This is a genomic window from Spartinivicinus ruber, from assembly GCF_011009015.1.
Taxonomy (GTDB): domain Bacteria; phylum Pseudomonadota; class Gammaproteobacteria; order Pseudomonadales; family Zooshikellaceae; genus Spartinivicinus; species Spartinivicinus ruber.
In genome coordinates this window covers 5,995,372-6,021,088 of sequence record NZ_CP048878.1, presented here as the reverse complement: position 1 = coordinate 6,021,088, position 25,717 = coordinate 5,995,372, and the positions used below count along the sequence as shown (strand labels likewise).

The 25,717-nt window shown below is 37.3% G+C and carries 24 protein-coding genes and 5 pseudogenes; 15 read left to right on the top strand and 14 right to left on the bottom strand.

The window, feature by feature from the left end; genetic code table 11:
- Positions 1-14: 14 nt before the first annotated feature.
- The 3 genes and pseudogenes from G4Y78_RS27155 to G4Y78_RS27145 all read left to right on the top strand — a co-directional run.
- Positions 15-629, top strand: a complete 615-nt coding sequence (locus tag G4Y78_RS27155) for an integrase core domain-containing protein (RefSeq protein WP_329604979.1) — start codon at positions 15-17, stop codon at positions 627-629.
- Between the two features lie 230 nt (positions 630-859).
- Positions 860-1,750 (top strand): hypothetical protein, encoded by an 891-nt coding sequence (locus G4Y78_RS27150; RefSeq protein WP_163836082.1) that lies wholly within the window; start codon positions 860-862, stop codon positions 1,748-1,750.
- Positions 1,750-2,028 (top strand): annotated as a pseudogene (locus G4Y78_RS27145) (integrase core domain-containing protein); the annotation flags it as partial. The gene G4Y78_RS27150 and the pseudogene G4Y78_RS27145, both read left to right, overlap by 1 nt.
- Positions 2,029-2,167: 139 nt before the next feature.
- Here G4Y78_RS27145 and G4Y78_RS27140 read toward each other — a convergent pair.
- Positions 2,168-5,548 (bottom strand): hypothetical protein, encoded by a 3,381-nt coding sequence (locus tag G4Y78_RS27140; RefSeq protein WP_163836080.1) that lies wholly within the window; start codon positions 5,546-5,548, stop codon positions 2,168-2,170.
- 262 nt (positions 5,549-5,810) lie between these two features.
- Positions 5,811-6,424: pseudogene (locus G4Y78_RS27135) on the bottom strand (IS6 family transposase).
- Between the two features lie 450 nt (positions 6,425-6,874).
- Here G4Y78_RS27135 and G4Y78_RS27130 point away from each other — a divergent pair.
- Together G4Y78_RS27130 and G4Y78_RS27125 are read left to right on the top strand one after the other, a co-directional pair.
- Positions 6,875-7,081, top strand: a complete 207-nt coding sequence (locus tag G4Y78_RS27130; protein ID WP_163836079.1) for a hypothetical protein — start codon at positions 6,875-6,877, stop codon at positions 7,079-7,081.
- Positions 7,082-7,097: 16 nt separating this feature from the next.
- The gene (locus G4Y78_RS27125; protein WP_163836066.1) at positions 7,098-8,378 is read left to right on the top strand and encodes an ISL3 family transposase; all 1,281 of its coding nucleotides are present in this window, start codon (positions 7,098-7,100) and stop codon (positions 8,376-8,378) included.
- Between the two features lie 27 nt (positions 8,379-8,405).
- Here the strand turns inward: G4Y78_RS27125 and G4Y78_RS31205 are convergent.
- Positions 8,406-8,516 (bottom strand): annotated as a pseudogene (locus tag G4Y78_RS31205) (IS6 family transposase); the annotation flags it as partial.
- A 391-nt stretch (positions 8,517-8,907) separates the two neighbouring features.
- Between G4Y78_RS31205 and G4Y78_RS27120 the strand changes: the two are divergent.
- Both G4Y78_RS27120 and G4Y78_RS27115 read left to right on the top strand, forming a co-directional pair.
- The gene (locus G4Y78_RS27120; RefSeq protein WP_163836078.1) at positions 8,908-9,321 is read left to right on the top strand and encodes a type III secretion system chaperone; all 414 of its coding nucleotides are present in this window, start codon (positions 8,908-8,910) and stop codon (positions 9,319-9,321) included.
- Between the two features lie 60 nt (positions 9,322-9,381).
- Complete coding sequence (locus tag G4Y78_RS27115) at positions 9,382-11,070, top strand: phospholipase D-like domain-containing protein (RefSeq protein WP_163836077.1); 1,689 nt, start codon at positions 9,382-9,384, stop codon at positions 11,068-11,070.
- Between the two features lie 60 nt (positions 11,071-11,130).
- Here G4Y78_RS27115 and G4Y78_RS27110 read toward each other — a convergent pair.
- The 5 genes and pseudogenes from G4Y78_RS27110 to G4Y78_RS27090 form a co-directional block, all read right to left on the bottom strand.
- Positions 11,131-11,622, bottom strand: a pseudogene (locus tag G4Y78_RS27110) (transposase); the annotation flags it as partial.
- Between the two features lie 26 nt (positions 11,623-11,648).
- Complete coding sequence (locus tag G4Y78_RS27105; protein WP_163836076.1) at positions 11,649-12,440, bottom strand: IS5 family transposase; 792 nt, start codon at positions 12,438-12,440, stop codon at positions 11,649-11,651.
- Between the two features lie 246 nt (positions 12,441-12,686).
- Positions 12,687-14,212: pseudogene (locus G4Y78_RS27100) on the bottom strand (IS3 family transposase).
- A gap of 169 nt (positions 14,213-14,381) precedes the next feature.
- Positions 14,382-14,711 carry a transposase gene (locus G4Y78_RS27095; RefSeq protein ID WP_163836075.1) on the bottom strand — a complete coding sequence of 110 codons (330 nt, stop codon included), beginning with the start codon at positions 14,709-14,711 and terminating at the stop codon, positions 14,382-14,384.
- Positions 14,683-14,847: a hypothetical protein gene (locus G4Y78_RS27090; RefSeq protein ID WP_163836074.1), complete on the bottom strand. Its 165-nt coding sequence runs from the start codon at positions 14,845-14,847 to the stop codon at positions 14,683-14,685. The genes G4Y78_RS27095 and G4Y78_RS27090 overlap by 29 nt, the downstream gene beginning before the upstream one ends.
- A gap of 133 nt (positions 14,848-14,980) precedes the next feature.
- On the opposite strand from G4Y78_RS27090, the gene G4Y78_RS27085 reads away from it, so the two are divergent.
- The 6 genes from G4Y78_RS27085 to G4Y78_RS27060 all read left to right on the top strand — a co-directional run bounded on the left by G4Y78_RS27085 (position 14,981) and on the right by G4Y78_RS27060 (position 19,395).
- Positions 14,981-15,511: a putative 4-mercaptohistidine N1-methyltransferase gene (locus G4Y78_RS27085; RefSeq protein ID WP_230425657.1), complete on the top strand. Its 531-nt coding sequence runs from the start codon at positions 14,981-14,983 to the stop codon at positions 15,509-15,511.
- A gap of 13 nt (positions 15,512-15,524) precedes the next feature.
- On the top strand, positions 15,525-15,755 hold the full coding sequence (locus G4Y78_RS31815) for a substrate-binding periplasmic protein (protein WP_163836073.1): 231 nt from the start codon (positions 15,525-15,527) through the stop codon (positions 15,753-15,755).
- 87 nt (positions 15,756-15,842) lie between these two features.
- Complete coding sequence (locus G4Y78_RS31810) at positions 15,843-16,175, top strand: type 2 periplasmic-binding domain-containing protein (RefSeq protein WP_408022080.1); 333 nt, start codon at positions 15,843-15,845, stop codon at positions 16,173-16,175.
- Positions 16,176-16,217: 42 nt separating this feature from the next.
- Complete coding sequence (locus tag G4Y78_RS27070; protein ID WP_163836072.1) at positions 16,218-17,240, top strand: Rieske 2Fe-2S domain-containing protein; 1,023 nt, start codon at positions 16,218-16,220, stop codon at positions 17,238-17,240.
- A 417-nt stretch (positions 17,241-17,657) separates the two neighbouring features.
- Entirely contained in the window at positions 17,658-18,098 is a 441-nt protein-coding gene (locus tag G4Y78_RS27065) for a hypothetical protein (protein WP_163836071.1), read from the top strand.
- A gap of 16 nt (positions 18,099-18,114) precedes the next feature.
- Entirely contained in the window at positions 18,115-19,395 is a 1,281-nt protein-coding gene (locus G4Y78_RS27060) for an ISL3 family transposase (protein ID WP_163836066.1), read from the top strand.
- A gap of 72 nt (positions 19,396-19,467) precedes the next feature.
- Here the strand turns inward: G4Y78_RS27060 and G4Y78_RS27055 are convergent, their stop codons facing one another.
- The 4 genes from G4Y78_RS27055 to G4Y78_RS27040 all read right to left on the bottom strand — a co-directional run bounded on the left by G4Y78_RS27055 (position 19,468) and on the right by G4Y78_RS27040 (position 22,309).
- A complete protein-coding gene (locus tag G4Y78_RS27055; RefSeq protein ID WP_163836070.1) occupies positions 19,468-20,175 on the bottom strand; it encodes a substrate-binding periplasmic protein in 708 nt (235 codons plus the stop codon).
- 155 nt (positions 20,176-20,330) lie between these two features.
- A complete protein-coding gene (locus G4Y78_RS27050) occupies positions 20,331-21,101 on the bottom strand; it encodes a substrate-binding periplasmic protein (RefSeq protein WP_163836069.1) in 771 nt (256 codons plus the stop codon).
- A gap of 22 nt (positions 21,102-21,123) precedes the next feature.
- Entirely contained in the window at positions 21,124-21,969 is an 846-nt protein-coding gene (locus tag G4Y78_RS27045; RefSeq protein ID WP_163836068.1) for a substrate-binding periplasmic protein, read from the bottom strand.
- A gap of 142 nt (positions 21,970-22,111) precedes the next feature.
- Complete coding sequence (locus tag G4Y78_RS27040; protein ID WP_163836067.1) at positions 22,112-22,309, bottom strand: hypothetical protein; 198 nt, start codon at positions 22,307-22,309, stop codon at positions 22,112-22,114.
- On the opposite strand from G4Y78_RS27040, the gene G4Y78_RS27035 reads away from it, so the two are divergent.
- Both G4Y78_RS27035 and G4Y78_RS27030 read left to right on the top strand, forming a co-directional pair.
- Positions 22,310-23,590, top strand: coding sequence for an ISL3 family transposase (locus tag G4Y78_RS27035; RefSeq protein WP_163836066.1), 1,281 nt, complete (start codon positions 22,310-22,312; stop codon positions 23,588-23,590). It abuts the gene before it with no gap.
- Positions 23,565-24,446: a transposase gene (locus G4Y78_RS27030; protein WP_163836065.1), complete on the top strand. Its 882-nt coding sequence runs from the start codon at positions 23,565-23,567 to the stop codon at positions 24,444-24,446. Before G4Y78_RS27035 ends, G4Y78_RS27030 begins: the two co-directional genes overlap by 26 nt.
- Here G4Y78_RS27030 and G4Y78_RS27025 read toward each other — a convergent pair.
- Together G4Y78_RS27025 and G4Y78_RS27020 are read right to left on the bottom strand one after the other, a co-directional pair.
- The gene (locus tag G4Y78_RS27025) at positions 24,383-24,820 is read right to left on the bottom strand and encodes a sensor histidine kinase (protein WP_163836064.1); all 438 of its coding nucleotides are present in this window, start codon (positions 24,818-24,820) and stop codon (positions 24,383-24,385) included. The two genes, G4Y78_RS27030 and G4Y78_RS27025, sit on opposite strands and share 64 nt — an antisense overlap.
- 111 nt (positions 24,821-24,931) lie before the next feature.
- Positions 24,932-25,711: a PAS domain-containing protein gene (locus G4Y78_RS27020; protein WP_268935111.1), complete on the bottom strand. Its 780-nt coding sequence runs from the start codon at positions 25,709-25,711 to the stop codon at positions 24,932-24,934.
- Positions 25,712-25,717 lie beyond the last annotated feature (6 nt).

Genomic DNA, 25,717 nt, shown 5'->3' with positions numbered 1-25,717 from the left:
GTCATTGTACATAAATCAGACGATCCACGCAAAGACGCGAAGAGCCCATCTTTTTTTACCTGTATTTGATCCTTGATGTTTTCAGCCGCAAGGTGGTTGGCTGGGAGGTGCACGATTGTGAGCGTAGTAGCCTAGCGGCAGACTTAATACAGAAAGCCTTCTGGCGGGAAAATCTCCATAAAATTCACCAGCAGCCCCTGATATTACATTCAGATAATGGGAGTCCAATGAAGGGAAGCGCTTTACAAGTCAAACTCGCTGAACTTGGTATTGAGCCTTCTTATAGTCGACCGCGAGTTAGCAATGACAATGCTTATGCAGAGTCCATATTTAAGACCACTAAATACCGACCAGATTTCCCTCACCAAGGGTTTACCTCATTAGAAAGCGCTCAACGGTGGGTTGATCAATTTGTTCATTGGTATAACCATGAGCATCAGCATAGTGGATTAAAGTTTGTAACACCGGTACAACGCCATACAGGTGAAGACCTAGTTATTTTAAGCCGGCGGAAACAGGTTTATGAGCAAGCTAAAGCAGCTTCCCCTAACCGATGGAGTGGGAATATACGAAACTGGGAGTTGGCAGATGAAGTCCACTTAAACCCTGAGAGAAATCAAACTCGTTAATATCCATTTAAAACTGTGCAACTCCCCTCTTTAATTGAAGCTGCTGAGGATGGATGCTTTGCATCGCAAGGCGTCCACCAGAAGGAGCAATGGGTGTTGTCTGTGTTATTAATAATTAGCCCTAAATTGATTATTAATATTTATTATGCCTCACGTTTTGAGATAGCTCGATGAAGATAAGAAGATAACACGACAACTACGTTGACAAACACCGAGAAGGCTTAATCAAGATGTTGCATGGCTTGGACTCATCATCGTCAGATGCTCAAAAATTAACGGCATCATTGCAACTGCAGCCTGCTAAGTCAGCAGAAAACGAAAGCTTCGTGCGTTCATGGAATAGTAGCCGATTTACTGATCCGAAAAGCATCCATCAAGAAATGGGAGTTCGCGGTCACCAGTCAAAAACGGATTTTCAATTCATTGTGCACACAGCTCCGCTTAACCATTTGATCGAAGGGAAGGGCATATTCAGTAGAGATGCTGAAAGTGCAATGGCATCTTGGGATGTTGCTTGTACTAGTATTGTTAATCAGAAAAAAACCTATACCTATGGCTCTGTTGGTGTGATATTAAAAGTTCCACAACAAAATGTTCTTGCGGCCAGCCCAGAAGATTTAATGTCTGAAACAAATGTTGGCTTAATTGATAGAGCCAATAAACTTGTGAATGAATTCGACAGAAGTGATGTTAAATCTCGTTACGAACGGATGCCAGATTATCAACGCAATGGTCTGCTGAAAAAGGAGATAGCGAGCCATCAGAGGCATACCAATACCCCAGAGCAAGTACTTGAAAACACATACAGGGCGAGAAATGAAATTCTTATTTGTACTGCTGAAGGTGTCAATATTCATCAGGGCGAAAAAACAACAGGCAAAGTAGAAATTGCGGGAATATTCCTCAATGATAGCGCCCCAAATTTTAACCATAAACATATTGCAGATTGGAAAGGTGAAACTTTGCTCTCCCAAGATGACAGGTATGAATTATTCCAACAATACGCCGAGCCACTAGCTCAAGAGCTAGGTTTGCCTATCATTTACTTAAATGGTTCAGTGGATATTGCAGAAATGGAGTCTGACGTATTCAGCTTTGAAGAAACGAAGTCTGGCATATAACCAGCAAGCGTTATCGTCAGTTACTGGCTGGCTTTGGTATTCGATCTAGCATGGGTGATGTAGGCGCGTGCTGGGACAATGCGGTTGTTGAACGGTTCTTTGGTAGCCTCAAACACGATTGGCTGCTGAGAGTACCACAACTGACGTGTGAGTGTATTAAAAATGATGTCATTGCTTATATGCGATATTACAACGTAGACAGGCTGCATACTGCTAATAATGATATGTCACCAGTCGAATATGAAAATTCCTTTATAAAAGTGTCCGGTTTTAGTTGAGCAGAACACTATCATGTGGGGTAAAAGTTTGCAACAGAACCCACCGGGGCACAATACACTAAACTATATATGGTTAAGAATAACCTACATATTACGTAGGTTATTCTTATTTCTTAGAAAAGTAAGCTTTGAAGTTTTTTTACTCAGATCTAAGCTGTTTAGAAATAGCTAGTGCATCCTCGAATCTTAAGTTTGCTATCTGATCAGCTTCAGGTGATGCAACACCATACCCATTACTGAACTGTGCAGCAAAGTGTATCTGCAAGCCCCACCATGATACTGGTTCTTCCTCAAAATCCTTAGCATAATATTGAAGGTAGTTTATAGCCTCCTCAACTGTGTTTACCTCACTAAGAGGTTTACGTTGATACTGCTCTTCTTCTTGAGGGTTAATTGTTAAAGCAGCTGTTTCAACAGTATGCCATGTGTAGATATCTACTCCACCTGTATTTTGTTGGATATTTCCTGGTACTTTTACTTCTGTCGAGCCAGAAAAGTGAGTATCAATAGCTGCAAGTTGGGCATTAGGTTGAGAAGCGAACCCTTTACTTAATACAAAGCTGACATATTTTTTTAACTCAATCAAACTGCCTTTAAAGGCTTTAACATTAGCATAATCTTTTGGAGTCACGATGTCTTTGATTAAATCTTTTGAAATCCATACATCCCCCAAAAGGTCAGAAACTTCTTGGGTTATTTTGATTTCAGCAAAATGAGTTTTATTGGCTAAAAAACCTCGTCTAGGGGCTGTTTCATCTATAGTCAAAAGAAAGAAGTTGAACTGAGTGTTGCCCATAAGCGCAACATCTTTCGCATTTGTATTAGTGTTTCCTCTTTCTATAAAATCATCTCGAGAAAAAATCTCACCTTGGGCTTTATTTCTAAACTTTAGTTCAAAGCTTGTTGCTAACTCAGAAAAGGGCTCCTGACCCTCTGGTACTGTGGTGTAATGACGAAGAGAAATAGTATTGATAGCTTCATTATATTTATTTCTTGCTAATCCTTTTAATTTAGCTATTTTTTCGTCTAATTTGAGGCTCTCTGATGTTTCAAAGTTAAGTTGGTTAACGTTGTTTCTATCTGTTGTGACTTTGTTTAGCATTTCATAAGGACGTTCTCTATCGTACTTGTCAAACCCTTCTTTAAATTCATTGTATAAATCTGCTGCTTTTTCAGGATATAAGCCATCACGGTTACCACCAGCACCAACAGGATATTCGGGTTCAATACTAGTAATACTGCCTGTTTCAGGGTCAATTCTGACTTCATAGGTAATACCACCTTCTTCCCAGGCATCAGTAATTTTAGCATCATATATTATATATGTGATTTCTCCACTATCTACATATGTATTTTCATAGGCGGCGAAGCTGTTACCATCTTGCACGATGATATGGGTTGGTCCATTACTTCCACCATTATATTGGTAAACTCCATCAGGTAGTTCACCAATTGAAGCAATTTCATCTTCTGCAAGTTCTTGCTCCAATAGTGGGTTATTTTCGATTAAATTAATATTAGGTTCGAACTTTACCGACTCAGGAATTTTTGAGAGTGGTGTAAATTGTGAATCAGGAGAGTTGGCTACTGTAACAATTGTTTCAGCTACCTCATCTGCTAAACCAGCTAATGCTTTGTCTTGAACCCTAGTAGGCTTTTGATTTGTTGTAAAAGACGTGGTTTGCTCTGGTAAAAGAGGCTCTTGGTCTTCTCTAGGGGGGGTAATTGGGCGTGGTTTTGTACTAGGCTTCGGCTGAAGTACTGTGCCAACGGGTTTAGGATTTCGAACAGTAGTGAGTATTTTGTTACCAATATTACTTGGTTTAAATGAACTGATAGAAGGAATCGATGGTTTTATCACTGGGCTTCTTAGAAATAGTGCTTGAAAAATCATACCCAACCAATCAACTTTGTCTCCTGGAATCGAAAATAGTGCGTCGGTATCACTAGGGCCACCTAAATTGAATGTATATCTTGGTCGACTTTCTAGTTGAATAGGGTAAATTTGATCTGATAGAAGAGGGTCAATTGAAACGCCAGTATCAATAAATGTTTGGTCATAAGCCTCTAAGTATCGTTTGGTATTGTCTTTTACTATTTGCTCAATATTATTGCCGTCTTGGTCTAGAGGAGTGATAACATGGTAAGCTTCGTGGGTAAGTATTTGTAATAATGAGCGAGAATCTATTTTAAACAATCTCTTATTAATAGTCACAATATTATTAGTACTATCATATTCAGCCTTTGTTAGTTGATCGGGACTATCGGCAATATCTCCAACAGTAAATTTAAGCGCTTTAATCCTATGAACCACTTCGTCCGCTTTTTCTGAAGAGTTATTAACTTCACTCTCATCAAAATTACTAATTACATAGTCTGTAGCTTGGCTAAGTTGAGTGTTAATAGACTCTATTGAGCGTGTGGCTTGATTAACAAAATTGCCATTTATAGTAATTGTATTGGTTTGAACATCATAAATGGCAAGGGAACCTTCGTAGGAAGGTAAATTAATTGTACCTACATGAAACTTTACATTAAAGAGTTGGGTGAAAAGTTGTGGCTTGCTTGGAGTGTTTTTTTCTTTGATAAAAGCTTGATTTAATGCTTGTGCGACAAGTTTTGCTTCTTTGGAAAACCCTTTATCACTGGATATTGAAATGCCATTATTTCTAAGGTCAATACTTAATAATGCGGCTTGATGGTAACTGAGTAATACTTCATTAATAGTTGACAGTGGCGAGGTTCCGTTATTATATGTTGGGTTGTTACTTTCTTTTGCATATATTAGGGCGGCCTGTATAACTAATGGATTATTCGTGCTTAAACTTACTCCTTCAAAGCTGTGCCCATATCCGATAGCAAATAACTCATGTGCGGATAGTTGTGTGGGATCAACTTGTTTAGATATTATATAGTTAGAGAAAGCTTTTATTGTAGCACTTATTGTAGGTGGTTTTGGAAATATAATACTATCTTGGCACATAAGTGCGGAAGTAATTGTGGGATTATTCAAAATTGTTTGTATTGCATTATTTGGGTCAACTGCTTGTGAAGGTTGTATTTTAACGCGATTAAGCCACTCATTCCAGTATGATAAAGCTAAATATTCAAATGTTTGAATATCTGCAATTTTTTGTATTTTTGAGTTTGGAATCGTTTTACCTGATAGTTTGGTCTTTCTGTTGATTACTCCATCTATTGAGTTGCTTTTGACATAGTTTTGTATTCTTTCTAAGTTTATTAAAGATGGCTGAATGAATTTCCCATTACTCAATAATGTACCTAAAATTGGATTGACAACTAAAGGGTATGGCGAGGTTTCTCCACTAGAGGGTGTAGCCTTTTTATTTGCCACAAGAAATTCTTCTAATAGAATTTTGTTGTCACTACTTAAGCTTGCTGAGAGGCTGGTTTCTTTGCCATAGTATGTGCCTTGATTGGAGCAACTTGTATTAGCGTAGGTGAGAGATGTATTTGCTGAAATTGCAAGTATAAGAGGAATGAATTTAAATTTGTTCATGGTTTAAGTTCAGTATACTAAAATCAGTTTAAGTTAAATAAAATAATTATGGCTGTTGTCAAACAGTCTAAAACCATAATTCAAATGCTTGTTTTAATAAAGTCTTCTTATTTAATTTTTTTTAATTTAGTTGTTTTTAATAGTTGTTTACATAAATCCACTAAGGGCAAACGAACAAATAAGTTAATATTTCATAAAGCCAGCATATGGGTTTTGTCGCATAAATTTTTCAGTTTCTAATATGCCTGCTCCCTGGACACAATTATCCTGCTAATGCACAGAACTGTTCAAATATTGTCTTGTTATTAGCTGTTGAATCAGCATGCTGACCCTTTCTAAGCATATGCACCAACTCAATACCAGTTAGTGTAGATCGGGCACTATTGAATGATTTAAAGCCTAACATGGGTCGAGTGATGCGCTTAATAAACCGATGATCCTGCTCAACCCTGTTATTGAGGTACTTCACTTGCCTTATAACTTCTCTGGCACGCCATTCGCACGAATGGCCTTCTTGAAAAAACGTTTGGCAGCCTTAGTGTCCCGGTGTTTGGTAAATAAAAAGTCAATGGTCCGTCCTTGTTTGTCGATGGCCCGATACAGATTGTACCAGTCTGTCTTTACCTGGATATAGGTTTCATCCATGTGCCAGCTGCGGCCGACAGGTGACTTCTTTTTTCGGAACGATTTTTCGAGCTTGGCTGAGTAGGCTACTACCCATCGTTGAATACTGGAGTGATCGACAGGCACATTCCGATCTTGCATGAGTTCTTCTATATCGCGGTAACTCAATGCAAACCGAAGGTAATAATACACGGCTTGTAGTACAACGCATTTGGGAAAGTGACAACCTTTAAAGCGTTCATCTGCACTCATAGCGACTACCAAACAACCATAGGGCTAGCAGGAACGGGAAAAGGCTATCATGTGGGGTAAAAGTTTGCGACAGAACCGTATTAAGTAGAATGGTAACTTATGAAACTATTCATTTAATTTTCACTAACCAAAAAAGTTCTAATAAATAAACGTTTCTTTCAAATCATATAGTACTTATTTTTTGTTTTATTCTATCCAGTCGTTGATATAAGTTGTCATACCAGACTTTTTTAAGTGTTGATACTTAAGAATGATTTTTTATTTGAAAGCTTTATTTTTTTATAATATATAAGAATCGCGAATATATAATACGTCTTCTTTATTTGTTTTTTATTTTTTTATTTGAAAATAGTGTATAAATGTTTTATTTTATAAGTTAACCAATTCATAAAATACTACTCCTGTTTATTGTTTTAACTTATAAGTTTGTAGTCTATGAGGTTTATTTGCATGAGAAAAACAGTTTTAGCCATTGCCATTGTTAGTACTTTTACTTCTCCAGTTTTCGCCGAGAAAAGTGGTTATTACCTTGGTTTTAGCGCTGGTCAGGCTGATTATGATGATGCTTATGATAAGCATGGAAATTTTGGGCTCTTCGCGTCTTTGCGTGGATCGTCTGATTTATGTACAATGACGACCAGTCCACAGAATCGATGATTTTACTGCACGACATATGTTCACAAAACGTTCAAACTCGCTCAACATTACACCCGAATTATTAGGTTTATCTGACGTTGAAGTGGTCAAGGTACGCTCTAATTTATCAGCACGGGAAATTACCATCGAGGTAAAAAGTACACGAGAGAGCGTGCCTTGCAGAGTCTGTAATAAGCCTACAAAAGGGCATGGTTTGGGGCGGATGTTACGGCTACGGCATTTGCCCATGTTTGGCAAAAACACCTTCATTGAAATAACCCCTCGCCGCGGCCTGTGTGCGAATTGTGATGGTGACCCTACCACGACAGAAACACTCGATTGGTATGAGGTCAATGCTAAAATGACTAAACCCTTTGAACATCACCTGTTGTTTGAGTTAGTCAATTCCACTGTTGCTGATGTGAGTCGTAAAGAGTCAGTCGACTACCACGTAGTTGAAGCATTAATTGATCGCTACGTAGAATCAGAAATTAATTATTCTATTATTCAAGATTTGGGTATTTTAGGGATTGATGAAATTAGTCTGAAAAAAGGCTACCGTGATTTTGTGACCCTGATTACCTATCGAGTGCATGATCAGGTGCACCTGTTGGGAGTAGTAGAGGGGCGAGAAAAAAGGGATATCATCAGGTTTTTGCGTACAATACCTCGCCGTTTACGGAAGACGATTCGAGCGATTTGTTGTGATTTATATGAGGGTTACATGAATGCTTGTAAAGCAGTATTCAAAGATAAAGTACCCATCGTGGCGGATCGTTTCCATGTTAGAAAACTATATCGTAAAAGCCTCATTAATTTGCGAAAATCCGAGTTAAGTCGACTAAAGAAGCTACTAACACCGACAGAGTATACTGCCTTAAAACCAGCCATTGCTTTACTACGAAAACAAAAAGATCATTTTACGGAAGCGGAAAAGCCAATTGTTGAAAAGCTGTTTAAGCGGTCACCTAAACTGAAGCTAGCCTATCAATTTAGCCGTGAATTAAGTGCTATTTTCGATAGCCATATAACGCCAGAAATAGCCAGAGATAAAATAACCGAGTGGATTGCTGAGGTCACTGATTCTGACCTAACCTGCTTTGATCATTTCATTAAAACCTTAGTGAAATACCAGCAGCCAATCACGAATTATTTTATTGGTCGTCACAACAGTGGGTTTGTAGAAGGTTTTAATAATAAGGTGAAAGTATTAAAGCGTCGGTGCTATGGGTTGTCCAGTCCCAAAAAGCTCTTTCAGCGGTTAATCATTGATACGATGGGGTTAGATCGGTTTGCTCCAGGCATGCTGGCTTTTTGATCATTCCACGCAAAGACGCGAAGAGCCGAGTTCTTCTATATCGCGGTAGCTCATTGCAAACCGAAGGTAATAATACACGGCTTGTAGTACAACGCATTTGGGAAAGTGACAACCTTTAAAACGTTCATCTGCACTCATAGCGACTACCAAACAACCATAGGGCTAGCAGGAACGGGAAAGGCTATCATGTGGGGTAAAAGTTTGCGACAGAACCGTATTTTATACTTGCGTGTCGTTTGTTTTTATATCTCTATTTCTTACGTTAGGTTTAAAATCACAATAAGCTAAATCTATTGTTGTGATAGTTAGTATTTTATACACAGTTGAAGAGTCGTTCTATTAGAATGCAGAGGCATTATTTATAGCCGAGGACTTAGTGCTTTATAGATAAGCAGCTGGTCTAGTAATTAATTTAAATTATTTATCTTGTTATCAAATTATCACTCTGTGTAGACCCTAGAGCTGCTATAGAAGCAGTGAAGCGATCCTAGGCCAAAAATCTATACAACGTTAGGGTAGGGTTAATACTATGAAACTTGAATCTGCATTAGCTGAACTTGGACAACGTTGGAGCATTCCTTTGTCACTTGAGCAGGGTGCGATTAAAATTACTGATAAACAAGATAGAGAATGGCTATTAGAGTGTCCTGAAAATAGTGAAGTTTTTACTATTCATACATCACTTGATGCTAGATTGAATTCAGTTAGTGACTATGAATATTGGCTTAATCTAAATGCTGATCGAGCAAAATTGAGTTGTGCTTGGATTGGCCTATATGAAGGAGAGTTATCACTTGGTGTTTCCTTTCCTACAGATTTACTAAATAGTACTCAGTTAGAAAATTTGTTTGAAAATATGTATCAGTTAAAACAAAGTTTAACCAAGTATGAACCGAAAGAATTAAATAATAACTCTATGGTGATTGGTGGCATATTTGTATAGCTAATATATCTAGCTCAGCAAAACCTGGACCATATTAAGTAACAAATAATTAGAGGCATTATGATGCAAACAACACCAATATCTGCTAAAAATGCTATAAATCAACAGCATATACAGTTTACTCAACCGCAACAATCTACTAGTTTTCGAAATGCTCAAGTAGAAAAGACAAAACAAGAGGCGAGTCCATCACCTTTTAATCCTTTAACTTTAGATGGTGGAGCATTTAAGAAGAAATTAGAAGCAGTAATAGGGCCTACTAGAGTCGGGGCTAATACAGTACAATTAGATCACTTGAGGACTACTAATAAACTGCCAGTCACTTCTTTTTGCTCAACACTGGAGAATAGTTTTGTTGAAAATATATCATCTTATTTTTCAAATAATAAGAAGGGTGTAGTAATTGATCATAAAGCTCAAGTTTTTAGTAGAGCTATTTTAAGTGAAAATGAACAGGCTAATGCTTCTCGCAGTATTATAAATACAGCTAATCGATTATCACTTATCACAACCTATGCTATTAATATTATTCCTAAAGGAAATCTGTCTCCGACCCTAAAAGCAATGCTTGATGGAATTTCAGCAAGACAGGAAGATGATAATTTTACATTTGTTCTTGCTTATAATAAAAGCAAAGGAGTACAAAATTGGTTTTTAGGTAAAAAAAGAACTGAAGCTACACAAAAAGTTGATAAAGATAACCCTGGAAACAACCCCTGGTTGAAAGCTATAAGTATATATAACAAATTAGATGGAGTTACTCCAATTAGTAATCTAAAAGCAAATGTAATTTTAGTTGGTTTGAATCCATCTGGGCCAGCAGGGTCTCATCATAGTAAAGTCCTAGTGAACGATAATGGTGTACTTGGTGTAACTGGAGCAAGTCTTGCTCACTTAAGTAAAGAGAATCAAATTGACAGTGGTGTTTTGTTATCTAGCCAGCACCTTGCTGCTCAAGAACTGGATTATTTTGCAAATGAAACCTTAAAGTATGCTTCAGCTATTTCTAAAGTTCGTGTTCAGAATGAAGATATTGGACTAGAAAAACTAAATATATCCTCCTTCCAAAAAGAGTTTAATGAGAGCAGGGCTGTTAGTGAATCTCTGAATCATAGAAGTTTAGAGTTGAGCCAAGCTATTGAAGAAGAGTTTGGTGTACATAGGAATAAGGTACCAGTTGTATTATTACATAACAAACCATCGGCTAATTTGGCTGCTCACTTGACAAATAAGATGACTGATAAGCCTATTGGTGTCGCACTTAGCCAGTTATTTAATACAGCGGAAAAAGGTGATGTTATGAAAATTCGAAACCAGTTTCTAGGTGGTGATGCTAGAAAACTCATAATTTCTGCTTTAGCTAAAGGGGTTGATGTTAAAATTTTAGCGGTTTATCAACGTGAGCAGAAGAAAAATCAAGAAGCTCTTTTTAAGGAAATTGAGCAAGCTAATCTTGGAACTGAAGCTGGAAAAATAAGTTTTATTTCACCTAATCCTCATGAAGCATTTGAAAGTGAACATAACTTGAGTATGAAGGTTAAGTATGATCATGCTAAAACATATATACTGGAAAAAGGAGATAAAAATATTATTTTATCGGGGACATACAATTTAGATGATCAGTCTATATATCGGTCTAGTGAAAGTGCTATCCTTATAGAAACTAATGATAATGCTCTAAAAAATTCTCTTTTTGATGAGCTGTGGGAAGCAAGTACGGCCTCAATTCTAAGCCGGGACACCCTGTAAAATCAGGGCGTTGTTGAATAAATCGAAAAATCAGGCGTGCTGAGGCATTCAGTCCATTATTTATCTAATTTTCACAGAAATAGGCATGCCAAGATTTGTCATTCTATTTAACACGCGCACTGATACCTCAGCCTCGGTTTTTTGTTGCGGTAATTGACGTGCTTTGAGCTTGGGACCCATGATGGTTTTATATCTCAACATTGCCAATTCAGTATGAGCCCTCAAACCATCATTAGTCACTTCTTGCCATGCCATTCGCCCATATTGATTGATGAAGGCGGTATGTACGTTACGCTGCATGAACTGACTTGCGCCTTCTGCAGCATTCTTTGGAGGAGGCACAACAACAGTGGCATCCGGGTTTTTATCCAATATGACTTGATACACTGGGTCACCGTCATAGGCCCCATCGCCCATAAAGGTATCAAACTCATCTAGCTGATCAAGTAAACCCTCAACGGCTGTCGTATCACCCACTGACTTATCTGTTAAATCACAAGCGACTATTTGATGATGTTCATCAATGCAAAGATGCAGCTTGCGCCATGTTCGCTTAGAAGGTGTTTTAAAATAAAAGCTTAAGCGATTCTCCTGACTAAAATATGTAACATGGTAATCTGTATCATTGCTTCACTATTTTTTGTTAGAACCTCATAGTCTTTAGCATGTCGTCTATAGTTAATTAGCCAAGAAAAAGTACGCTCAACCACCCAGCGCTGTTTAATAACATTGAATCCTTTACCTGCCCTTTCAACCACCTCTAGAATAATTTCTCGAGTAGCTTGATGAAAGTCTTTAACCCAATCAATAATAGGCGTGCCAGAATAACCGCTATCCAGCCAAATTTTGAGTAAACTCGTCATGCCTTTTGCAACATAGCCCTTAAGTAGCTGTTTTAATCCCTCTCGCTCACCAACGGCAGCTGAAGTCACTACAACACAGATAATAATACCAAGCGTATCAACTAAAATATGACGTTTGCGACCTTTTACTTTTTTACCACCATCAAAACCAACATGAATACCTTGCGTATGAGTTTTAATACTTTGACTATCAATACAACCTGCACTGGGATCGGCTTTTCTTCCTACTTTTTCACGATAGCATTTCCTGAAGGTATCCATAATGGTTTCCCAAACCCCCTGCTGGCTCCAGGAATTAAAATAACCGTATACTGTCTGCCAACAGCCAAAGTCTTTAGGCACCATTCGCCACTGACAGCCAGTTGTTAGGACATAAAGCAAGCCATTCATGATTAGGCGTCTATTAACGGGTGGTCTGCCTCTATTGCCAGGTTGCCATTTGGATGCAGGTAATACAGGGCTCAGTATTTCCCATTGTGTATCAGTTAAATCTGTTGGATAATCCATTTAGGCTCTTTTTATTGTTTATCTTTGATTTTCGGTGTTTGTCAACGTAGTTGTCGTGTTATCTTCTTATCTTCATCGAGCTATCTCAAAACGTGAGGCATAATAAATATTAATAATCAATTTAGGGCTAATTATTAATAACACAGACAACACCCATTGCTCCTTCTGGTGGACGCCTTGCGATGCAAAGCATCCATCCTCAGCAGCTTCAATTAAAGAGGGGAGTTGCACAGTTTTAAATGGATATTAACGAGTTTGATTTCTCTCAGGGTTTAAGTGGACTTCATCTGCCAACTCCCAGTTTCGTATATTCCCACTCCATCGGTTAGGGGAAGCTGCTTTAGCTTGCTCATAAACCTGTTTCCGCCGGCTTAAAATAACTAGGTCTTCACCTGTATGGCGTTGTACCGGTGTTACAAACTTTAATCCACTATGCTGATGCTCATGGTTATACCAATGAACAAATTGATCAACCCACCGTTGAGCGCTTTCTAATGAGGTAAACCCTTGGTGAGGGAAATCTGGTCGGTATTTAGTGGTCTTAAATATGGACTCTGCATAAGCATTGTCATTGCTAACTCGCGGTCGACTATAAGAAGGCTCAATACCAAGTTCAGCGAGTTTGACTTGTAAAGCGCTTCCCTTCATTGGACTCCCATTATCTGAATGTAATATCAGGGGCTGCTGGTGAATTTTATGGAGATTTTCCCGCCAGAAGGCTTTCTGTATTAAGTCTGCCGCTAGGCTACTACGCTCACAATCGTGCACCTCCCAGCCAACCACCTTGCGGCTGAAAACATCAAGGATCAAATACAGGTAAAAAAAGATGCCGGTGACGGGACCTGGCAACCAAGTGATATCCCAGCACCAAAGTTGATTAGGGCCTGTCGCCGTGTGGGTGGTTTTCGGTTTGGGTTGACGAGATTGGGTCTTCCCTCGATGGGTTGATAACCCTTCTGCCCGCATGAGCCGATAAAAGCTGGCTTCACTGGCAATATACTCACCTTGATCTGCTAATTTAGGCACAATCTGAGAAGGTGGGAGGTCAGCAAACTCCGGTGAATTCAGCGTTTCTCGCATCTGTTGATGAACATTGGGAGGCAGCTTATTAGGCGGCAATGGACGCTGTGCAGTGGTGCGGCCATCCGGTTGTAGCTCACCGCCTTGCTGCCACCGTTGATAAGTGCGCGGGGTTAACCCTAATACTTCACAGGCCTTAAATTGCCGAGCCCCTGCAGTTGTGGCTTCCCCAATTAACTGAACTGTTTGTTGCCTATCCGCATACGACGTTAGGCTTCCTCGTCCGGTCCCCAGATTGACTGAGCTTTTTTTTGAAGGACTAACAGGGCCGCGGCTTCGGCCAGTGCTTTTTCTTTTCGCTTTAGCTCTTTTTCAAGTTGTTGGCACCGCTGCTTTTCCACTTGCAAGCTTTTCTTTAGCTCCTGGGAGGGTTGCTCTGGCTGAATAAATGCCTGTTTCCACTGCTCAACTTGCTCAACATACAACCCTTTTTTTCGGCAATAGGCTGCTAGCTCTGCTTGAGATAAGGCCGCTGTCTCAATGATCACATTAAGCCTTTGTTCTGATGACCAGCTTTGATTTGATGTTTCTTTCGGCATGTTGGCAGATTGACTTCGCACTTTGGTTTTCCAAGTATGCAGGGTTGACTGAGGAATGCCAGTCATTTTGTGTACCACTGGGACTGATTTATTTTCGGGTGGGAGCAATAGCTTTAAGATATTTTCTTTTTGCTGTTTGGTATATTTAGCCATCAGTTATCTGTCGTCATCTCAGTGAATAAAAACGACAACTAGCCTGACAGAGAGGGTTTTTGCGAAACCAATAATAAACAGTAAGGGAGCCTATTCCTATATGCCCGCGGTACGAGTAACCCCTTGGTAGTTATCTCTTACAATACAACTTTGTATGCATTCACTCTTTTTAAAACACCTTCTTAGGCTTTACATGATGCTTTTTCTGATGCCATTCATCTTTGCCATAGACCTTCAGCCTGGTGCTATCAACAAGGACGTGCGAGCCTGGATCAATACTATCAATGAGTCTCTGTAGTTTGAGTGACGCGCTTCGTTTCGATAGACAACTATAATCGGGTGCTTTTATGTCAAGCCCCATTAACTGGATTAATGAGCGTGTAAACCCTTCTGTTTGCCGTAGCGGTAAGTGATACACCTGACGTAACAGTAGACAACACTCGATGGCTACATCCGAGTACTTTAGAGGCCTACCACGTAAGCCTGGGATGCCACTCATCAATGGCTTCAACGCTAAACCAAATGGTAAAGTCGCCACGACGACGCAATGCTTCCGTATATTCCGCCCAATTGATCACCTTATATTTGGCTTTTTTATGTTGCCGGTGACTGGATTGGTTATGTTTATACGGCATGTGATGGCTTCTGATGGGTTAGTGTTCACGTCAGGGTACCACCAATCAGCCAAAAACACACAACAAGAGCGGGGTAAGCTATTTATTCAACAACGCCATTAAATTAACTTTATGTAATGTGGTACAAGTTTACTTGACCACAACAGATCTTATCACCTATAAAGAGATACGTATTGATGAATTTAACTATCAAAGTGTTAAAGATCGCGTTTCCTTTTTGCAAGGAGATGCTTGTAACCTAAACACCAAGTTTACGAACTATGACCTCGTTTTTGCTGGAAACCTAATAGATAGGTTATATGAGCCTGCTAAGTTTTTAAAGCTCATTAAAGATCGTATTTGCCTAGGTGGGCTGCTGGTCATCACATCACCATATACTTGGCTTAGTGAATTTACAAAGCGTGAATATTGGCTAGGTGGTTTCAAGGCTAGCACGGGAGAATCATACACAACATTAGATAGCTTACAGGATTATTTAACACCTGACTTTTACCTACTAAAAAAACCTATTGATATTCCTTTTGTTATTCGTGAGACAAAACATAAATATCAACACTCTTTATCCGAAATATCTGTATGGAAAAAAAGAACTAAAAACTATGTATGCTATTACCTCCTCATTGCAACTGGTAACACCTGGTGTACTTACTGTAGGAACAATTGAACAAGTTAAACCCATGACTTATCGGGATCGTGATGGAAATTGGAAAGGCCTAGAATTAAATATTCTTCAACACATTGCAAAACATTTGAAACTTGCAATACATTTTATAACTTTTCCTTTTGATCATATTTGGTTACGCCCTAAACAGAAAGAATGTGATATAGTCTCAGCTGTTCTTACTATACTCCCCGAGCGTTCAGCTGAAGGAGCAGTTTTTCCACATCCTATTTTTGAATTTGGCTAATCACTGCTCATTCGTGCAAATGATTCATACTATATTCATTCATTACAGGATTTGTTAAATAAAAAAATTGGTGCAGTAAAAAATACGATGGGTGAAACCTACTTACGAAAGCATGCCCCTAAACATGCGGAAATTATATGTTATCAATGTACTGATGATGTTCTAAATGCTCTTCAAAATAATGAAATTGATGCTTTTGCTCGTGGAGAACCGTGCAATGGATATATTGCACAGCAACAGCCTGAGTTTAATATAATAGATATTCAACCGAGCCTTGAAAAAGTCGGCTTTGCAATAGCTAAAGAGAATGATATGTTATTGAATATTGTTAATAGTGAATTAAAAAACATGAGTGAAAACGGCACCTTGTCAAAACTAAGGAAATTTTGGAAAGCATATAATATACACTTACTTTCATAAAAAGTAGGAATATAAAAACTTTATAAGTTAAGGAGAAAAGATATGCTTGTTGCATCACAACATGCACTTAAACATTTTTTTTATCCTATCTGTCCTATTAGCAAGCTAAAACAAGGTCCTGTCGAATTCACCTTATTAAACCAGTCAATTGTACTTTGGTTAGATAAAAATAATCAACCTGCGGCTGCAGAAAATCGATGTTGTCATCGCTGGGCAAAGTTAACCAATGGAAAAGTTATTGATGGAGCAATCCAGTGCCCCTATCATGGATGGACTTTTGCTAGTACGGGAGAATGTATAAAAATTCCTCAGCATCCTGAAAGAACTATACCCGCAAATTACTGTTTAAAAATGTTTAAATGCCAGCAACAATATGACTATGCCTGGGTTGCACTTGAAGATCCTATAATGCCTATTCCAAAAGTACCCGAGTTTGCATCAGATGAGTACAGGGTAATTCATTTAGAAAACCGTACGTGGCAGTGTAGTGCACTGACTGCCTTAGAGAATATTTTTGATACTTCACATCATCATTTTGTTCACCAGCATCTAGGTGATAAGTTAAACCCTACCCCTATTGCTCCAGAGTTAATAGAAAATACGTCTTATGGTATGTTCTTTAAGTCAGATATGCATAATTATGGTAATAACTTACAATATAAAGCATGGAATATCAATGATAGTGAGATGATATTGAAACGTGATTTTCACTGGTATATGCCTTTCCTAGTAAAAATGATTTTATATTTACCTAATAATCTTAAAAATGTAACACTATTATCTTTTACTCCTATAACTGACTCAAGCTTACAGTGGATTAATTTAATCATGCGTAATGACTCAGAAGAAGATATTAAAGCCAGTGATGTGATTCAACTTGGAATGACAATTAGTTATGAAGATCAAGAAATCTTGGAAACTGTCCCATCTGATGTTCCATTGGATATTCACGAACAATGCCACATGGAGTCAGATCGTCCCTCGATATTAATAAGAAATCGCTTTTCTGCTTTGCTCTCTGATTTAGAAGAAAATGAGCAAAGAACTGTTCAACAAAAAAACTAGGCTAATACTATAAATAAATTTAATTTTTGTTTAAAAACAGTCACTTGAATAACTAAAAAGAAGCTTAATCAATCTAGCCAGCTTTTACACATAAGTTGGCTAGTTCATCCACCATAAATCAGTTGCTTAGCCTACCTATTTTTAGGTAGGTTAAAATAGTCGAGAACCTTTTTATTTAGCCTCAAAACTGACTAACTTTTGTATAAAAGTTAGTCAGTTTAGCCCTTGCAAATCAATCACTTAGGGGGCTGCTACACATAACCTTTTAAGGTATGCATTAAGCAAACTCAAAAACAGGGGGGAAGATCAGAATTTACTTTATTAATGCAGCAGCGATTAATAAAAAAATATGAGGATTATTTGAATATTTATTCTTCTCTCCTTTCATATTATACCTTTATATAAAGGGGATAAGAAATGAGTCTATCAATTAACCAGACACCAAGTACTACAAGAGAGCCTTTAGAAAGCCATAAGCCTACAAAGTTTACGGCTAATTTTAATGGTAAATTATTGAGTATTTTTAAATGCCAAACTGCTATAAATTTATTTAAAAAGCTGCAATTTAAACATAATTTTGCTAATAGTGACTACCACAATTCAGTTAGAATAGATATTTCCCCTGTAACAGGAAGAGATAAAAACAGTGTATCTAACTATGAATATATAAAAAGAAGACTAAATACATCTCTACTGAGTTTGAAATCTACAAAGGTGTGTAGAGGTAGAGAAGAAATAAAAAAAGCAGCTGAGTTCAAATCATTTACTGAAGATGAGTCCTACAATTTAAGGCTCTTCGCGTCTTTGCGTGGATCGTCTGATTTATGTGCAATGACGACCAGTCCACAGAATCGATGATTTTACTGCACGACATATGTTCACAAAACGTTCAAACTCGCTCAACATTACACCCGAATTATTAGGTTTATCTGACGTTGAAGTGGTCAAGGTACGCTCTAATTTATCAGCACGGGAAATTACCATCGAGGTAAAAAGTACACGAGAGAGCGTGCCTTGCAGAGTCTGTAATAAGCCTACAAAAGGGCATGGTTTGGGGCGGATGTTACGGCTACGGCATTTGCCCATGTTTGGCAAAAACACCTTCATTGAAATAACCCCTCGCCGCGGCCTGTGTGCGAATTGTGATGGTGACCCTACCACGACAGAAACACTCGATTGGTATGAGGTCAATGCTAAAATGACTAAACCCTTTGAACATCACCTGTTGTTTGAGTTAGTCAATTCCACTGTTGCTGATGTGAGTCGTAAAGAGTCAGTCGACTACCACGTAGTTGAAGCATTAATTGATCGCTACGTAGAATCAGAAATTAATTATTCTATTATTCAAGATTTGGGTATTTTAGGGATTGATGAAATTAGTCTGAAAAAAGGCTACCGTGATTTTGTGACCCTGATTACCTATCGAGTGCATGATCAGGTGCACCTGTTGGGAGTAGTAGAGGGGCGAGAAAAAAGGGATATCATCAGGTTTTTGCGTACAATACCTCGCCGTTTACGGAAGACGATTCGAGCGATTTGTTGTGATTTATATGAGGGTTACATGAATGCTTGTAAAGCAGTATTCAAAGATAAAGTACCCATCGTGGCGGATCGTTTCCATGTTAGAAAACTATATCGTAAAAGCCTCATTAATTTGCGAAAATCCGAGTTAAGTCGACTAAAGAAGCTACTAACACCGACAGAGTATACTGCCTTAAAACCAGCCATTGCTTTACTACGAAAACAAAAAGATCATTTTACGGAAGCGGAAAAGCCAATTGTTGAAAAGCTGTTTAAGCGGTCACCTAAACTGAAGCTAGCCTATCAATTTAGCCGTGAATTAAGTGCTATTTTCGATAGCCATATAACGCCAGAAATAGCCAGAGATAAAATAACCGAGTGGATTGCTGAGGTCACTGATTCTGACCTAACCTGCTTTGATCATTTCATTAAAACCTTAGTGAAATACCAGCAGCCAATCACGAATTATTTTATTGGTCGTCACAACAGTGGGTTTGTAGAAGGTTTTAATAATAAGGTGAAAGTATTAAAGCGTCGGTGCTATGGGTTGTCCAGTCCCAAAAAGCTCTTTCAGCGGTTAATCATTGATACGATGGGGTTAGATCGGTTTGCTCCAGGCATGCTGGCTTTTTGATCATTCCACGCAAAGACGCGAAGAGCCGATGTTTTTGAGTTGCACTTGTTAGTTGAATCCACGGTTTCATTACTATATATTAATATTCTTTATTCCATACTTTATAAAAATTTTCTTAGCAACTCCTTGTTCTCGAAAACGAATTAATTCTTGATTAATTTTAACCAACAATTGTAAGGACCTTGGAGACTGCTTCGAAATAATTCCATAGTAAGTTTTGTAAAATTTATCAAATACAATATAGCCTATACTTGGCGGAAGAAAATTATTTTCAATTAAACTTCTACCCATTATTGGCTCGATTTCACTCGGAAAAAAATCACATCTCCCTTTGTCTAACATATTAAGAACTTGCTTGGCCTTATAAACTCTTCTTATTTTAAGTACATTAAAATTAGCATAATTATACCCTAAAATACCACAAATAGAATATTTATTTAAATCAGCAATTTTTATATGAGGTATTCTTTCGTATGTATTTCTCGAGAAGAAAATGCCTTGGTTTAGTCGGTATAAAGGAACTGTGTAATAACTATATTTAGCTCTTTCATCTTTATAACTTGCATCCCAGGTCATTTCACAAACATTATTTTTACCAAACCTTGATATTTGATAGTGAACTCTACTCCATGCTAAATATTTAATTTCATAACTAAAACCACTTTTTTTTAATGAACTCAATATTAATTCTGTAGCTATCCCAATTGTTACTTTTTTATTGACTTCCCCATTAACCCTTTCATAGTATGTAAATGGAGGCCATTCATTACCATCACCCAAACATATTTTTACCGGGTTGCAGTGTGCTAATGGTATAAAAATAAAGATAAAAAATTTAAAGAACGCTTTTTTTAAAAACAAAATATAAATCTCTCTAATACATCTATAAAAAACAAAATTAATGATAATTTTTACTAAAAAGGCGATAATGACAGTCAGTTTAAACTTAAATATCTCTTTTTGATAGATTCAACCAATTCTTCATTGGATAATACTTTTTCTAAAGCTTTTTGATGTTCTAGTATAATACTGTCACTAACCGACTTATTAAAGGCTATGTGGTTTCCTTTGCTATTAGGCCGTGGAATATCTACTATTGACTTTATAGTATCTGGGTTTATATTATTCTTTTTCATTAAAGCACTTGCAGTAATAAAATTATATGGAATAGCATCAACTTGATTATTTTGTAGTTTTTTTATCATCGATAGAAACTTAGTTGAATAACTTAAATTTTTCTTTGGTACATTTCTTGCTAATAATAGGCTTTCTGCTGAGTCATCTCTGATAACAGCATATTTATATTTAAGAAAATCAGCATCTGAGCTAATGCTTACATTATTTGGGTTACTTTTTAATACTATCAAACTTGTCGTACCTCCAACTAAAGGACCAACCCATTTAAATAATTCTTCTCGTTTAGTAGTTCTAGATGTAGTAAATAGAGCTGTTTTCTCAGTAGTATCTTTAGTTGTTCTATAAGCTCTTACCCAAGGTTGTAGTTTTATATCTTTTCTACTCTTTGAGCTACCAAGCAGTTTAAACATTTCAACTAAAATGTCTACATTAATTCCAACAACATTACCTTCTTCATCCTTAAAGTTATATGGAGGGTACTCTTCAGTTAGATATGTAATTCCTTCGGTAGAGTCAGCAAATGAGTTTAAACAGATTGTTATCGTGAAAATAAATAAAAATGATTTCATAACTTAACCTCTCATTTAAAAATCATTTTACACTAGGTAGTTGATACTGCTTACTATAATGGTTCATAATTAAATCATACGTACCATTTTCTTTTATTTTTTCAATTCCATTATTTATTTTCTTTAAAGTTGTTTCAGATGTGGAAGCCTTGCTAAGCATGAGATGAACATCTCCTGTTTTTACTATAGAGTTAGGAAGAATTTTTATTTTATCTTCTAGTTTATTTTTCTTGATCTTAATTAATTCTGTTGGAATATAGGATATATATCCATCAATTAACTTGGCTTGCAAGGCTTTTCTATTTTTAACTACCGTCTTATTTCTCTTGATTTTGCTCCCCATTCTCTCTATAACACCATCAACTTTTGGTCCGTAAATATTACTCAAACCTACTCCAAGTAAAAAATCATATTTACTTAAATCTTCAATTTTTGATATTTTGAATTTTTCATATTTAAGATCCTCGCTTCTTATAAAAATAGCAATATATTCACTTCGATATGGAGAACTAAAGTTTGCATACTTTTCTCTTTCTTTACTGAAAGAGGCTTGAAGAGTAAGATCAATTTTACCAATACTCAACAATGATAAATTTCGTTTCCACGATAATGTATTTAAATCTTCAATGACTGCTTCACAGTCTACAATTTTTAATGCTGAGTTTAAAATTTCTATATCAATACCCGAAGGTGCTTTAGCACTTCCCAATATAAATGGCTCACTTAAACCTGTCCAAGCATATGTCAATTTCCTATCACAGCCAGCTTCATTACTTACAATAGATATATTTTTTTTATCGTAATATATCCAAACTATAGTAACAACAGCTATTAAGAATAAAGTTATTATATATTTTAAGTACTTCATATATAAATTTTAAACTCTTATGAATGAAACTATACTGGTAACTTATTAGTTAACATAATTATATAAGTCAATTTTTTTCATGTTTAAAGTGACTAACAGGCAAAGGGAAACTATCGGCTCTTCGCGTCTTTGCGTGGAATGATCAAAAAGCCAGCATGCCTGGAGCAAACCGATCTAACCCCATCGTATCAATGATTAACCGCTGAAAGAGCTTTTTGGGACTGGACAACCCATAGCACCGACGCTTTAATACTTTGGCTCTTCGCGTCTTTGCGTGGATCGTCTGATTTATGTACAATGACGACCAGTCCACAGAATCGATGATTTTACTGCACGACATATGTTCACAAAACGTTCAAACTCGCTCAACATTACACCCGAATTATTAGGTTTATCTGACGTTGAAGTGGTCAAGGTACGCTCTAATTTATCAGCACGGGAAATTACCATCGAGGTAAAAAGTACACGAGAGAGCGTGCCTTGCAGAGTCTGTAATAAGCCTACAAAAGGGCATGGTTTGGGGCGGATGTTACGGCTACGGCATTTGCCCATGTTTGGCAAAAACACCTTCATTGAAATAACCCCTCGCCGCGGCCTGTGTGCGAATTGTGATGGTGACCCTACCACGACAGAAACACTCGATTGGTATGAGGTCAATGCTAAAATGACTAAACCCTTTGAACATCACCTGTTGTTTGAGTTAGTCAATTCCACTGTTGCTGATGTGAGTCGTAAAGAGTCAGTCGACTACCACGTAGTTGAAGCATTAATTGATCGCTACGTAGAATCAGAAATTAATTATTCTATTATTCAAGATTTGGGTATTTTAGGGATTGATGAAATTAGTCTGAAAAAAGGCTACCGTGATTTTGTGACCCTGATTACCTATCGAGTGCATGATCAGGTGCACCTGTTGGGAGTAGTAGAGGGGCGAGAAAAAAGGGATATCATCAGGTTTTTGCGTACAATACCTCGCCGTTTACGGAAGACGATTCGAGCGATTTGTTGTGATTTATATGAGGGTTACATGAATGCTTGTAAAGCAGTATTCAAAGATAAAGTACCCATCGTGGCGGATCGTTTCCATGTTAGAAAACTATATCGTAAAAGCCTCATTAATTTGCGAAAATCCGAGTTAAGTCGACTAAAGAAGCTACTAACACCGACAGAGTATACTGCCTTAAAACCAGCCATTGCTTTACTACGAAAACAAAAAGATCATTTTACGGAAGCGGAAAAGCCAATTGTTGAAAAGCTGTTTAAGCGGTCACCTAAACTGAAGCTAGCCTATCAATTTAGCCGTGAATTAAGTGCTATTTTCGATAGCCATATAACGCCAGAAATAGCCAGAGATAAAATAACCGAGTGGATTGCTGAGGTCACTGATTCTGACCTAACCTGCTTTGATCATTTCATTAAAACCTTAGTGAAATACCAGCAGCCAATCACGAATTATTTTATTGGTCGTCACAACAGTGGGTTTGTAGAAGGTTTTAATAATAAGGTGAAAGTATTAAAGCGTCGGTGCTATGGGTTGTCCAGTCCCAAAAAGCTCTTTCAGCGGTTAATCATTGATACGATGGGGTTAGATCGGTTTGCTCCAGGCATGCTGGCTTTTTGATCATTCCACGCAAAGACGCGAAGAGCCAATTAATTATTCTATTATTCAAGATTTGGGTATTTTAGGGATTGATGAAATTAGTCTGAAAAAAGGCTACCGTGATTTTGTGACCCTGATTACCTATCGAGTGCATGATCAGGTGCACCTGTTGGGAGTAGTAGAGGGGCGAGAAAAAAGGGATATCATCAGGTTTTTGCGTACAATACCTCGCCGTTTACGGAAGACGATTCGAGCGATTTGTTGTGATTTATATGAGGGTTACATGAATGCTTGTAAAGCAGTATTCAAAGATAAAGTACCCATCGTGGCGGATCGTTTCCATGTTAGAAAACTATATCGTAAAAGCCTCATTAATTTGCGAAAATCCGAGTTAAGTCGACTAAAGAAGCTACTAACACCGACAGAGTATACTGCCTTAAAACCAGCCATTGCTTTACTACGAAAACAAAAAGATCATTTTACGGAAGCGGAAAAGCCAATTGTTGAAAAGCTGTTTAAGCGGTCACCTAAACTGAAGCTAGCCTATCAATTTAGCCGTGAATTAAGTGCTATTTTCGATAGCCATATAACGCCAGAAATAGCCAGAGATAAAATAACCGAGTGGATTGCTGAGGTCACTGATTCTGACCTAACCTGCTTTGATCATTTCATTAAAACCTTAGTGAAATACCAGCAGCCAATCACGAATTATTTTATTGGTCGTCACAACAGTGGGTTTGTAGAAGGTTTTAATAATAAGGTGAAAGTATTAAAGCGTCGGTGCTATGGGTTGTCCAGTCCCAAAAAGCTCTTTCAGCGGTTAATCATTGATACGATGGGGTTAGATCGGTTTGCTCCAGGCATGCTGGCTTTTTGATCATTCCACGCAAAGACGCGAAGAGCCAAATTACCGCCATGCTCTTTTATAATGCCATAACTAATTGATAGCCCTAAGCCAGTGCCTTTTCCAACTTCTTTAGTTGTAAAAAATGGGTCAAAAATTTTCTCTAAGTTCTTTTTAGAAATACCTTCGCCAGTGTCTTCTACTTCTATTTTTACATGACCATTATGTTGCAATGACCTTACAATAATTTGTTTTAATGTTACTGAATGTAGAGCATCCTTTGCGTTCACTAAAAGATTAGTTAAAACTTGTTCTAGCTGGATAGGGTTGCAATGAACTGGTTTTAAATTATTTGATAATTCTGTTATCAGATTTATATTATTTAATCTAAATTGTTCATTAAACAAAATAAATGAACTTTCAATTATTTTATTTATGTCATTTAAGGACTGGGATACTATACTAGATTATCGACCAAATGTTCTTATGTGATTAATAATGTTAGTTGCACGTTCAACTTATTTGCTAATTAACTCGTAAGTGGCTTCAGTTTTTTCATGCTGACCTTTACGTACCTCTTTAAGACGTAAATCTGTGTACATTGAAATAATACCGAGCGGTTGGTTAAGTTCATGAGCAATTCCTGTTGCCATTTCACCTACCGATGCCAGTTTTGCTGATTGTACTAATTGAGATTGAAGTTGTAGTAACTCTTTATTTTTTGAATTTAGTTTTTTATTTGCAGAACGTAGTTCTTGCTCTTTTTGCTTTATTTCTGAAAGATCTTTAGCTACACATACAATACCTTCTACATGACCTGCTGCATTTTTTACTAAAGATGCAGAAAATAACATAGGTATTTTATTTTTATTTTTAGAAATATAGTATATCTCATTTTTTATACTATTGCTGGTATTGCTTTCTTTAATATTATATAAAGCTGTTAGATGGTTAGAAATGTTGAAATTAAGCTTTGTTATTGATTGTTCTATTAGCTCATGCTCTTCATAGTCAAGGATAGCTGTCGAAGCTGGATTAATTATTTTGATTCTTGATTGCTTATTAATTACAATTACAGAGTCTCTCATTGAGTTAATAATATTGCTTAGATAATTTTTGGAGACAGTTGAATTTTCTAACTTAATTACCATATTGTTGACAGCAACTGCTAGTGATTGCATTTCACCATTTGGTATATCTGTTACTCTAGTGTCTAGTTTCCCTTCTCCCAGGTCTATTGCTGCTTTTTTTAACATTATGATGGGGTTTAATATAGAGCGGGATAGTAAAGTGGTAATTATAAC